The organism is Bacillus silvicola, assembly GCF_050524305.1.
GTDB classification, from domain to species: Bacteria; Bacillota; Bacilli; order Bacillales; family Bacillaceae_G; genus Bacillus_A; species Bacillus_A cereus_AT.
In genome coordinates this window covers 1-12,431 of sequence record NZ_JBNGVC010000024.1, presented here as the reverse complement: position 1 = coordinate 12,431, position 12,431 = coordinate 1, and the positions used below count along the sequence as shown (strand labels likewise).

Below are 12,431 nucleotides of genomic sequence, written 5' to 3'. Positions count from 1 at the left end.
GTAGATGGTACGTGTTATCTTTATAATATTTAGGTTATGCATAGGTATCAAAATGGTTATAGCGGCATCAAAATATTACATAGGGATATCCTGTATGCTCATCAACAGATAGAAAAATAATCGCTTACATTACACGCCTGGAAAATAAAACGACGACCTACTACCATAGATCGTCGCTTGTTGGAAGTTTAGGATGACTTCTGTATTTCATTCGTTTTTTATCAATACCGAAGGTTAGTCAATATCTCGACAGCGTCTTGGACAAGATGCTACAACGGATATTGCATTAATTTGATCAACAGCGATATGGGTAAAGGCTGCACAGTCATCAAAATTATCAAGATCACTTACAATCAGCGTGCAGCCATCAAATGAAACCTCTTGAAAAATAGCATTTACGGGATCTTGAAAACCAAATTGGATACGAATACAAGTTCCTGGACTTAATTTTCGTAGCAACCGAAGAACGCTATTATGTCTACAATGAAAGCGACAACCATCATCAAAATCACAGCGACGGCGACGGCGAAAACCATCATCAAAACGGCACATAGTATGGCCCCCTTTTTTTTCTATCTGTACATCGTATGAAAGAATCTCGTAATTGGTATGGGTATCCGTTGAGTTCGTAAAATAGAAGAGGATGGGGAGCGTTCTACGTCTTTTTTTAAAAACATACATTATGTTGTATGACAAAAAAATGGTATGCAAGGATTGGCAATAAAATAAAGATGTATAGGATGTAGTATGTTTCATGAAATAAAGAAGGGAAATCGAAAACATTATTAGAATATTTTGTATGAGAAATGCATGACCCCTAACTTGTGTGTCATGTTTCTTTTGTTGAAATAGAAGAAATGATGCAAGACAAACCCTTCCGGTTTCTGACAAAAAAATAGGCTTGTTGTAAAGCTTGTAACACGAACTCTTTTGTCATTGTACGATTTTGATTGGTTTTTTTTACTTTGAATTGTTAATTTCATACATGATCATGTACAGGATCATAGTGTTTCGAGTTGGTGGTTGCTTTATATGTTTTTACATCTGATGATTGTAATCCTTATTTTCTCATAATAAACGCTATTACCTCATAAGAGATACGAAGAATGACCAAATATTGATACCTCCATCTCACTCGTAAATGACTTATGAGATAGAGGTATCAATATTTCTGCCGAATACCAAAAGGCAAGGAAGTGTTCGGTAACATGCTATCTACAAATATAAGAATCTCATAAAACTAGATACTCTTGGGTTTGTAGGTACATCCCATCCCTAAAAACCTAACTGAATCATACAAGGAGGCGAGGATATTGAAAGCAGGGCAGTACGGTAGAGAGTATGAAATGATGCAAACTGGAAAACATCATCCACTTCCATTGGAAGGCATGAACCAGTCCGCAGCAACCATAGATAATACGGAACAAGTCCAATCGAGCGTGTCATTTTGTTCAATCGTACAGGTGCCAAATGGCTTTGTGTACGTACCGAACGGTACTCGAAAACTCGCATATAGCCTGTCTGGCTTAGCTACTGTAAAAGAAACCTCTCAGAAAACCATTACAGTAGACAATTGCGGACCGGTGGATGTGACACTGAATCTTTTGAAAGTGGTGGGAAGCATCGCATATATAGTCAATGCACAAGTGCAGGGAGAGTGCGGGGAGAAACAGGGTGCTTCTTCAGGACGTGATAATCAAATTGAGATGAGTCATACGGGGCATATTCCAGTGAATACGGTACTGAAGTTTAGTGTAGCAGATCTTCCAGATTATCAAATAGAAGAAAAAAATGTCATAATTTCAGCATTTGACGTCACGCCGGTGCAAGAGCAAGAAAATCAGTTTCTTCGTTTTACAGGAATATTGAATTTTCAGAATGTTCCGAAGTAGAGTTCATGTTAGAAACTTACAGAATGAGGAAATGATTACCGTACATATGATATGTCATTATCTTGAAACCAGTCCTGATTTTTCATTTCTTTCATTTTAAATCTGTATGTAGTGCAAAAGAAGAACAAATATGGAAGAGTATATGGAAGGATGCAGATGAAATCGAATCAGCCTTCTTGATGGGAAGGCGAGAGAAGGATTGGGGGATTATGAATGAATCAAATGGATCATAACAATGAATATGAAGTCATGGATAGTGGTAGCATGTATCGCCAGCCAAGGTATCCACTTGCGAATGCATCAGGTTCTGAACTGCAAAATATGGGGTATAAAGAGTGGATGGAGATGTGTCCAGATGTAAAACGAGAAATTCTCGGACAGATAGGAATCCGCCCCTATCAGATAGATGAATGGGAGGCTGTTGGAAAGACACTAACGATAGTTACGGGGACAATTGCTGCAATCGCAGGTGTGGCTTCAGCTTCGTTTCCACCATTAATAGTTGTAGCGGGCGTATTCGCAATTATTTCTTTGCTTCTAGATGTGTTGTGGCCGGACTCTGATCCTGCATCTGCGGATTCGCAAAGCACATGGTATGAGTTCATGGATGCTGCAGAAGTGATGGTAGGTAAGAAAATTTCAGAAGTGGTAAAAAGTAGAGCCGATGTTCAATTAAGAATTGTACAGTCACGAATTCAAGATTATCAACAGGCAGCCTGTAATTTCCAAAAATACCCCAATGATGCAAGGTATCAGGAGTTAATAAGGGATGCATTTGATGATGCTGAAGATGCATTGAAAGACGCCATAAAACTCTTTAGTGAACCAAGGTATGAACTCCTACTGTTATTCAATTATATGCAGGCAGCCAATCTTCATTTGCTTTTGTTAAAGGATGTTGTAAGATTTGGAGAAAGCTGGGGATTCCCACAGCAAAGAGTGGATCAATATTATACGAACACGGGTGTAGGTAACCCAGGCATGGTACAATTAATAGTACAATATACAAACTATTCTATGAATCAGTATGAGAGAGGGATAAGGGATAAGGAAGAAGAAACAAAGGGGTCGTTCCACTATCAGGAGGAGTATTTTACGTATCGTACAAATATGACTATGTTGGTGTTAGATCTTGTAGCGCTATGGCCAACATATGATCCATACAGGTATCCGTTAGCTACAGAAGTACAACTCACGCGAAAAGTATTTTCAGCTTGTATTGGCGTTCCAGCGGGGAATTTTGACAAATGGCCTATCGAAATGGGTATGACATGGGATAGCGCTCCTACGCTATTTCGGTGGTTGCAGCTGTTCACTGTTGTAGGTTATCGCAACGCCGACGTTGCTCAACACTTTGCTGGAGTAAACTCAATCTATCGGACCACCAATTCTCCTTATGATATTACGGTCGGGACTGGGAACTCCCCAAGACCTGAGGATAGGATCGAATGGAGAAGTTATGGTGGAAGGTATAACTACGTTCTCGGTAACAGGATCAGTAGTGGACGCCTAAACTACATGAGATTCTTTGATTATACTGGAGGTTCTTTCTATGCCGGATACTCCGGAAGTCCTTTGAGCTACGATACTTATTTTGGAACTCCTTGTAAGGATGTTCCTTTAGAAGCTAATGACCCTGATGTTTGCCAGCCAAATCAATGGCAGGAAAACCCAACCGGTGTTTGTTTTTCAAGCCAATATGGTACTAATAACTTGAATGCGGTTATCCCAGATGGGTACTCGTATATAAATCCCGGTAAACCATTTGCAACTAGTTTTGCTTTTGCCTGGCAATCTAATACATGCGACCCCTCAAATTACCTAAGGCGAGATAAAATTGCCCAAATCCCAGCCGTCAAGGGGAATCGACTAGGACCTAATGATTCTTACGTAATTAGGGGTCCTGGTTTTACAGGAGGAGATTTAGTAGAGCTAAGACCAGGGCTAGTAACAGGGGCAGGGGGAGTATTAGAAGTTCATCTATACAAACCTGTAGGCGTGAACTATGACATGCGATTTCGTTATACGACTGCTACATTTACTCAGTTACAAGTTGTGGTGCTAGATTCAAATCTGAACCCAATAAGAACCTTGCCAACCTTCTCGATGAGCCAAACAACAAATCAGGAATCAAACCTCTTGCGACCTGAGTCATTTTTGTACACGTACACTGAGCGCCTAACCTTAAATCAGCTCGAGAGCATAACGCTCAGAATCACAAACATTGGAACGGGGAAGGTTGTTCTCGACAAAATTGAATTCCTTCCAGTTGGAACAGGGGTGGAAGTGTATGAAGCAGAGAACAGTTTAAACAAAGTACGGAAGACAGTGGGTGCCTTGTTTACGAATGATGCGAAAAATGCGCTGGAATTGAATATCACGGAGTACCAGGTAGATCAGGCCGCAAGACTCGTAGAGTGTATGTCTGATGAGATGTATCCAAAAGAAAAAATGTGTTTACTCGATCAGGTGAAATGTGCGAAGCGACTCAGTCAAGCACGCAATTTGTTAAATGCTGGCGATTTTGAATCTTCCGAATCGTTCGGAGAGAATGCGTGGAAAACAAGTAGTCAGGTAGTTCTTGCATCCGACAATCCACTCTTTAAAGGCCGTTATCTCCATATGTCAGGTGCGAATTATTCCCCGTTTCATGATCAGGTATTCCCGACATATGCGTATCAAAAGATAGAGGAAGCGAAGTTAAAACCATATACACGATATATGGTACGAGGATTTATTGGAAATAGTAAAGATTTAGAAGTGTTTGCCGTAAGGTATGATAAAGAAGTGCACAAAAATATGAACGTACCAAATGATAGTATACTAACCAATCCATGTACGGGAGAATACCCATTAAAACAAGGTTCCTATCCTGTGATGATAAACCAGGTCATCCCGCAAAACATGTCCTGTGGTCCATGTGAAGATGGCTCACAGATGATGATGCAACAAACCAGTATGGTATGTGCAGATCCACATGAATGGGAGTGTCACATTGATACAGGTGAGCTTGATATCAATCAGAATCTGGGCATATGGGTTGGCTTTAAAATTGGAACGACAGATGGCCTAGCGACACTAGATAATATAGAAGTAATCGAAGAAGGTCCGTTAACGGGAGAAGCATTAACTCGTATGAAAAAACGAGAATACAAATGGAAACAAAAGTGGAACGAGAAATACATGAAAATCGAAAAGGCTGTGCAAGTCGCACAACGTGCGATTCAAGGCTTATTCACACATGCAGATCAAAGCCAATTGCAAGCCTCCGTCACATTACAGCATATTATAGACGCGGAGAAATGGGTACAAAACATTCCGTATGTGTATCATCCATTCTTAGTCGGAGCTTTACCAACCGTACCAGGAGAAGCCTATGATATCTTCCAACAACTGTCCGGTGCCGTTGCGAAAGCACGGGTGTTATATGAACAACGTAACGTGCTAAGAAATGGAGACTTCAATGCAGGACTATCGAACTGGCAGGGAACTGAGGGGACGCAGGTACAACAGATAGGGAATACATCTGTGCTCGTCATCTCAGATTGGAGTACAAACGTTTCCCAACAAGTATGTGTCCATCCTGAACATGGCTATGTGTTACGTGTCACAGCGAAAAAAGAAGGTTCAGGGGAAGGCTATGTGAAAATCAGTGATGGTACGGAAGAAAATACAGAAACACTGAAATTTATAGCGGGAGAAAGTGCAACAAGTTTGGTACCACCGATGACGCCGTCTCGTGAATCCTATTATGAGCAAGACATGACGAACTACCCAGCAGAACAAAGTGGATCGCAGACATATGCAAACGGGAATCAAATGAATTACCAATCAGAGAGTTTTGGAATCAATCCGTACGGTGATGAGGATATGATGAACGATCCAGCATCTTATGCGGGAACAGATTGTGGATGTGGCTGCAGTAAAAAGGCATCGATGAGTTATCCACCTAACAACTATGAAATGAATGCCTATGCAGGTAACACAAGCGGGGCCAATCCTACCGGATCAAGTTGTGGATGTGGTTGCCATAGAAAAGTATACACAAGTGAAGATAACATGACTACGTACGCTTCCGAATCCCTGTCTGGTTATATCACGAAAACAGTTGAAATCTTCCCAGAAACGAATCTTGTTTGCATTGAAATCGGAGAAACAGCGGGAACATTCCTAGTGGAAAGTATTGAATTGATTCGAATGGGTTGCGAATGATCGAATAAGTAGCAGACTCCCTGAAGTAGTAGGGAGCCTGTTTTTTATGATATACATCTTAAAATCATTTTGATGTGCTGAAATACGGATTCTTTTTATGGAGGGTTCTTACAATTCATAGCGCTATATTATCCTGTATGCTGAGTAACAGACAGAACAATAATTGCCTGCATTACACGCTGGGAAAATAAAACGACGACCTACTGCTATAGATCGTCGTTCGTTGGAAGTTTAGGATTCCGCCTGCATTTCATTCGTTTTTTATCCATACAGAAGGTTAGTCAATATCTCGACAGCGTCTTGGACAAGAAGCTACAACGGATATCGCGTTAATTTGATCAACAGCGATATAGGTAAAAGCTGCACAGTCATCAAAATCATCAAGATTACTTACAATCAGCGTGCAGCCATCAAATGAAACCTCTTGAAAAATAGCATTTACGGGATTTTGAAAACCAAATTGGATGCGAATACAAGTTCCTGGACTTAATTTTCGTAGCAAACGACGAATATGATTATGTCTACAATCAAAGCGACGACGGCGAAAATCGTCATCAAAATCATGATCAAAACGGCACATAGTATGGCCCCCTTTTTTCCTTTTTCTATCTGTACATCGTATGACAGAACTTCGTAATTGATATGGGTATACGTTGAGTTCATAAAATAGAAGAGGATAGGAAGCGTTCTACTTATTTTAAAAAATCCCCCATTTAATGATAGGTCAATAAAATAGATATAGAAAAAAAACAAGTCTGCAGCTATTTTAGAAGACGCAGAACAGGTGAATCCTCATATTTCTTTCTGTTGTAGCATAAACATGCCAGATGGAAAGAAAAAAGTGATGTATGGTTTATCTCAGCTATCAAAAGGAAGTCAATTTCTTCGATTGATAGAAACGCTAACTTTTTAGCATAGCCCTCTTATCCCACTATATTGGTATGGGATAAGAGGGCTAAAACTGAAATGGAGGATTGTCGATGAATCAAAAATGTAATCATAATGAATATGAGACACTGGATAGTGATAGCATGCCTTGTCAGCTGAGGTATCCACTTGCGAATGTACCAGGTTCTGAGTTGCAAAACATGAATGATCAAAATGTGATGAACATGAGTGTTGGAAGGGCCTACAATATAGCGCAACAGGCAAATGTAAATGAGGCTGTCTCTACAGCGTTAAGTGTTACTGAAGCTACTCTTTCAAACACCGGAACAGCTCGTAGTAGTGTAGCACTTGCAGCGAAAGGTATTGCTGCCATTTTTAAAATCCTCTGGAAACAACGTAAACAACAAACGCAATGGCGACAATTCATGGATGCAGTAGAATACCTTATAGATAAAAATATTACAATTGCCGTACGAAGCAAAGCTATTTCAGAATTAGAAGGTGTAGAAGCTACCCTGGAGTTATATCAGGAGGCAGCCCAGGATTGGAATCAAAATCCTAGTAATGCAGCTACTCAAGCACGGGTACTTTCACAATTCCGTATTACGAATTCGTTTATGGAGTATGCTATGCCCTCATTTCGAGTGCTGGATTTTGAGGTTCCTTTACTAACCGTGTATGCACAAGCAGCTAATTTACATTTGCTCTTATTACAAGATGCAGTTAACTTCGGAAAGGACTGGGGGATGACCCCGGCAGAAGTTGTGGATTTTAATACTAGGTTTCGAAGACGTACAGCAGATTACACGGATTATTGTGTGAATACCTATAAGGTAGGTTTAGACAAAGCCGTCGCCTTAAAACCGAATATAAAAGACTATAATAAATATCCATATTTAAAAGGGTATACCACTAGTGGATCTACGACTGATTTTTACATTCCCGTGATTCATTGGAATCTTATGAATGATTTTCGAAGAGACGTGACTCTTATGGCATTAGACTTGGTAGCAATATGGCCAACATATGATATAGAAAAATATACAAACCCCAATGGTGTGAATATTCAATTATCAAGGGAGGTCTATTCAACAGCGTACGGTAAAGTTGAAAATAAATCGCAAAATTGGGAAGTTATCGAACGTAATTTTGTGCGGTCACCTCATCTCGTTACGTGGCTAACAAACTTAGCCTTTTATATGTCATCAAATCCTGGCTATTTTGATTTGGAGCAATATGCAGGGATAAAGAGCAGGCTGTCTCTCACAGGCAGTAATTCCACCTGGGAGGAAGGGCTGTCACCTGTTCAGGCATATTCTTCGATCCAGAACGTTACATCTAATGACATTGGTGGCCTGAGAATAACAACTAATGAAGTCACGTGTGCATTTGATTTTAAGAATCCTATAGGTGCAAGGATTAAGGCTTTTGGAAAATGTTATGAGTCGTCCTTCGGGGGGCAGTATGCGTATGTACATGAGGCAAGTATATCTCCTCCTTCCAGTTCTTATCCAGCCACGCATCGCCTATCCTATGGAAATGCAATGGAATCTAAACTTGCAAGTGGCACTAAGGGGTTAAAGTGTGTAGGATTATTTGGATTTGGCTGGTTGCATAACAGCTTAACACCAGAAAATACAATAGTATCTGATAAAACGACTCAAATTCCGGCGGTGAAAGGAAATGCCGTAGATAATGGCGCTACGGTGGTAAGAGGTCCTGGTAGTACGGGAGGGGATCTTGTAAGATTACCTGCGTATAATCAGCAATGGACACAATTGCGTGTGAAAGTAAGACCGTCCGCCACTGCACGAACAAGAGGATATAAAGTTCGAATCCGATACGCAAGTGAAGGTAATGCCAATCTATTTGTAGGGAGGTATGATGATTCTTACGGATGGCGGGAAAACGATAACTATCCGGTTGAACGAACGTTTTCCGGAAGTATGACATATAGCGCTTTCACTTACTTGGATACCTTCAATTTTTCCGCAAATGAAGAAGAATTTAAAATAGAGCTACGTTGTAATAGTGGTGGCCCTATCTATATTGATAAAATTGAATTTATTCCAGAACCAGAACCACCAACGCCAGAACTACCAGTAACTCCTGGTATCTATCAAATCGTGACAGCTTTAAATAATAGTAGTGTTGTAGATATGGATCCAAGCACTAAGAATGTTCACTTATGGCAAAATGGTAATGCTGCTAACCAAAAATGGAGGTTCGTTTATGATTCGGGTCAAGGAGCGTATCAAATTAAAAATATAGCGGATGAAAATTTAGTATTAACTTGGCAGCGGTCGGAAGGAGATAATGTGAGAGCAGTCTCTAATGCAAACCGTCCAGAGCAGTATTGGATCATTCAACAGAGCGTTGTAGATACAGAATATGTTTTTTTACAAAATAAGTCTAATCAAACTAGAGTATTAGATGTAAGTGGTTCTGGTACTGCAAATGGAACAAATATTGGAGTATACACTAATAACGGCACCACAAATAAAAAATTCAAACTTACTAGGTTGAGTTAAAACGATGTAGTGTAATTATTTTTGGTTAAAATATACATTTAACACGCATCTTAAAGCAAAGCTCACGAAGGAGGATGTTCAATGAATTACAATGTGACAAAAGCGCGAGAGGCGGTCCATGCCTTGTTTTCGAATCCAACGACCTTACAATTGAACGTCACAGATTATCAGGTGGATCAGGTGGCAACATTAGTAGAGTGTCTATCTGATCAAATCCATCCAAAAGAAAAAATGTGTTTGCTGGATCAAGTGAAATGTGCAAAACGCTTGAGTCGGGAACGGAATCTATTAAACTATGGAGATTTTGACTCTTCAGATTGGTCTGGCGTAGATGGATGGAACATAAGTGCTCATGTATACACGATAGCGGATAATCCGATCTTTAAAGATCATTATCTCAATCTGCCAAGTGCAAATCATCCCATATTGAGTGATAAAATATTTCCAACGTATGCATATCAAAAGATAGAGGAAGCAAAGTTAAAACCATATACCCGCTACATCGTACGAGGATTTGTGGGGAATAGTACAGATTTAGAAATATTCGTCGCGAGATATGATAAAGAAGTGCATAAGAAAATGAATGTACCGAATGATATCATCCCAATCAATCCGTGTACAGGAGAATCTTTATTGCAATCAACTCCGTATCCCGTTATGTCAAGCAATAGGATGCCGCAAGACATGTGGTGTAATCCATGTGAGAATGGATATCAGACTGCAGCCGGGATGATGGTTCAACAGACAAATATGGTGTGTCAAGATCCACATGAATTTAAGTTCCCTATTGATATAGGTGAGCTCGATATGGAGCGAGATCTAGGCATCTGGGTTGGGTTTAAAGTGGGAACGACAGATGGTATGGCAACACTAGATAATATAGAAGTGGTAGAAGTAGGACCGCTAACGGGAGATACCTTAACTCGTATGCAAAAACGAGAGCCAAAATGGAAGAAAAAATGGGTAGAGAAACAAATGAAGGTTGAAAAGGCGGTACAAATCGCACGAGATGCGATGCAGACGTTATTCACAAATTCTAATCAAAATCGTTTGCAAACGGCTATCACATTACAGGATATTTTACGTGCGGAACAATTGGTGCAGAACATTCCATATGTATACAATGCATTCTTACAAGGGGATGTATCAGGAGTACCGGGTGTAGCGTATGCATATGACATGTTTCAACAACTTTCCGACGTCGTTGCGACAGCCCGGTGGTTATATGATCAGCGAAATGTGCTGATTAATGGGGGTTTCACTGCGGGATTGTCAAACTGGAATCGCACAGAAGGTGCAGACGTACAACAGATTGGAGAGGAATCTGTGCTCGTGATTTCAGACTGGAGTGCAACCATTTCGCAACAGGTGTGTGTGGAACCAGAACATAGCTATGTGTTACGTGTAACGGCAAGAAAAGAAGGATCTGGAGAAGGCTATGTGACGATTAGTGATGGTACGGAAGAAAATACAGAAACATTGAAGTTGATAGCTGGTGAAGGGGCGACAAGTCCGGCCGCATCTAATAACCGTTCTACACTTCGCGAACGCTATACTGAGCGTAATATGGTGACCTCTTATACAGAAGCATATGGAACAAATGGGTATGTTAGAAATCAAGATATGTCGAACTATCCATCAGACAATTATGGAAGAAATGCATATCCTGGCGCTACTCCTATGAATGATCAATCAGAGAGTTTTGGATTTACTCCGTACAGTGATGAAAATAGTATGATGAATGATCCATCGAACCATTACGAAATGAATGCATACCCTGGCAATATCAATATGCCAACGAATCAAGGGGCGGTGTGCAAATGCGGTTGCAATAAAAACGCATATCCGAATGAGAATATGACGATGAGCAACTATTCACCAAATCATTATGAACCCAATGTATATCTTAGCAACACAAACATGACCAATCATCAGGGAATGGGCTGTGGATGTGATGATAGCGTCGATGAATATCCGATGGTAGAAGAAAGTACCCTTGACCTTTCTGATTATGTAACGAAAACGGTGGAAATCTTCCCAGAAACGAATCGCGTGTGTATTGAGATTGGAGAGACAGCGGGAACATTTATGATAGAAAGTATAGAATTGATTCGAATGGATTGCGAATGATCCATTAGGTAGCAGGCTCCCTGAAGTAGTAGGGAGCCTGCTTGTTATGATATAAAACGTGAAACAATTTTTATGTGTAGAGAGGAAAATTGCTTCTATGGATGTTTCTTACAATTAACGACGCTCGCATTCTCGTGGAAGATCACATGGAATGGAACCCAGCGTAATTACATTAATCTTATCAACTACCAGATGCGCAAGTCCTGGAAAACAGTCAAAGTCAGATAAAATCACAAGTCCATTTTGAAAACCTTGAAATGTTCCTGTTGTTGGTGGTTGACAGTCGTATTGTATGATAATACATGTACCAGGGCTTAAGCGTCTTAAAAAATGTAGAATGCCATTTGTATAGTAACCTGCACTATAATTTTGATAAATCTCATTCTCGAGTGGTCTTTGCTCACATTGACAATGATTGTGTTCGTTTTTCATTTTATCAGGCCTCCTTATGTTTACAGTGCACTCTATGTCTGTAGAAACAATTGGGTGTATGTACCATAAAAAAAGGTAACTACTCAGCCTCCAAAAGGAGGCTGAGTAGTTACCCTTTTATTCTACATCTATACCAATCGGGCTATCTTCCACTACGATTGTATCCACCACAACATTATCTTTTACCTTGATCACCGATACATTATTTGAACCAAAATTTGCTACATAAACAAATTTTCCATCCGAAGTAATCGTGATCCCTCTTGGCTGAAGGCCAACAGGGATCGTTGTAATTACAATATTTTGTTTTATATCAATGACAGACACAGCATTCGCCCCAAAGTTT

General features: G+C 40.1%; 9 protein-coding genes. 5 read left to right on the top strand and 4 right to left on the bottom strand.

What is annotated here, in order from left to right; translation table 11 throughout:
• Window positions 1-234: 234 nt before the first annotated feature.
• Entirely contained in the window at window positions 235-552 is a 318-nt protein-coding gene (locus ACP6L7_RS35340; RefSeq protein WP_430529166.1) for a hypothetical protein, read from the bottom strand.
• Window positions 553-1,313: 761 nt separating this feature from the next.
• On the opposite strand from ACP6L7_RS35340, the gene ACP6L7_RS35335 reads away from it, so the two are divergent.
• The 3 genes from ACP6L7_RS35335 (at window position 1,314) to ACP6L7_RS35325 (ending at window position 6,104) form a co-directional block, all read left to right on the top strand.
• The gene (locus tag ACP6L7_RS35335; RefSeq protein ID WP_430529756.1) at window positions 1,314-1,892 is read left to right on the top strand and encodes a hypothetical protein; all 579 of its coding nucleotides are present in this window, start codon (window positions 1,314-1,316) and stop codon (window positions 1,890-1,892) included.
• A gap of 62 nt (window positions 1,893-1,954) precedes the next feature.
• A complete protein-coding gene (locus ACP6L7_RS35330) occupies window positions 1,955-2,125 on the top strand; it encodes a hypothetical protein (RefSeq protein WP_430529755.1) in 171 nt (56 codons plus the stop codon).
• On the top strand, window positions 2,106-6,104 hold the full coding sequence (locus ACP6L7_RS35325; RefSeq protein ID WP_430529754.1) for an insecticidal delta-endotoxin Cry8Ea1 family protein: 3,999 nt from the start codon (window positions 2,106-2,108) through the stop codon (window positions 6,102-6,104). The genes ACP6L7_RS35330 and ACP6L7_RS35325 overlap by 20 nt, the downstream gene beginning before the upstream one ends.
• Before the next feature lie 277 nt (window positions 6,105-6,381).
• On the opposite strand, the gene ACP6L7_RS35320 is transcribed toward ACP6L7_RS35325, so the two are convergent.
• Window positions 6,382-6,684 carry a hypothetical protein gene (locus tag ACP6L7_RS35320; RefSeq protein WP_430529753.1) on the bottom strand — a complete coding sequence of 101 codons (303 nt, stop codon included), beginning with the start codon at window positions 6,682-6,684 and terminating at the stop codon, window positions 6,382-6,384.
• 400 nt (window positions 6,685-7,084) lie between these two features.
• On the opposite strand from ACP6L7_RS35320, the gene ACP6L7_RS35315 reads away from it, so the two are divergent.
• A complete protein-coding gene (locus ACP6L7_RS35315; RefSeq protein ID WP_430529752.1) occupies window positions 7,085-9,523 on the top strand; it encodes an insecticidal delta-endotoxin Cry8Ea1 family protein in 2,439 nt (812 codons plus the stop codon).
• Window positions 9,524-9,604: 81 nt separating this feature from the next.
• Window positions 9,605-11,653, top strand: a complete 2,049-nt coding sequence (locus ACP6L7_RS35310; protein WP_430529751.1) for a hypothetical protein — start codon at window positions 9,605-9,607, stop codon at window positions 11,651-11,653.
• 114 nt (window positions 11,654-11,767) lie between these two features.
• Here ACP6L7_RS35310 and ACP6L7_RS35305 read toward each other — a convergent pair whose 3' ends face one another.
• Window positions 11,768-12,085 (bottom strand): hypothetical protein, encoded by a 318-nt coding sequence (locus ACP6L7_RS35305; protein ID WP_430529162.1) that lies wholly within the window; start codon window positions 12,083-12,085, stop codon window positions 11,768-11,770.
• A 117-nt stretch (window positions 12,086-12,202) separates the two neighbouring features.
• The coding region (locus ACP6L7_RS35300) for a YncE family protein (RefSeq protein ID WP_430529849.1) at window positions 12,203-12,431 on the bottom strand (229 nt) is incomplete at its 5' end.

What these genes read in the sequence shown, in the direction of transcription:
- ACP6L7_RS35340 (WP_430529166.1), bottom strand. Translation starts at nt 552, where the DNA reads ATGTGCCGTTTTGATGATGGTTTTCGCCGTCGCCGTCGCTGTGATTTT.
- ACP6L7_RS35325 (WP_430529754.1), top strand. Translation starts at nt 2,106, where the DNA reads ATGAATCAAATGGATCATAACAATGAATATGAAGTCATGGATAGTGGT.
- ACP6L7_RS35320 (WP_430529753.1), bottom strand. Translation starts at nt 6,684, where the DNA reads ATGTGCCGTTTTGATCATGATTTTGATGACGATTTTCGCCGTCGTCGC.
- ACP6L7_RS35315 (WP_430529752.1), top strand. Translation starts at nt 7,085, where the DNA reads ATGAATCAAAAATGTAATCATAATGAATATGAGACACTGGATAGTGAT.
- ACP6L7_RS35310 (WP_430529751.1), top strand. Translation starts at nt 9,605, where the DNA reads ATGAATTACAATGTGACAAAAGCGCGAGAGGCGGTCCATGCCTTGTTT.
- ACP6L7_RS35305 (WP_430529162.1), bottom strand. Translation starts at nt 12,085, where the DNA reads ATGAAAAACGAACACAATCATTGTCAATGTGAGCAAAGACCACTCGAG.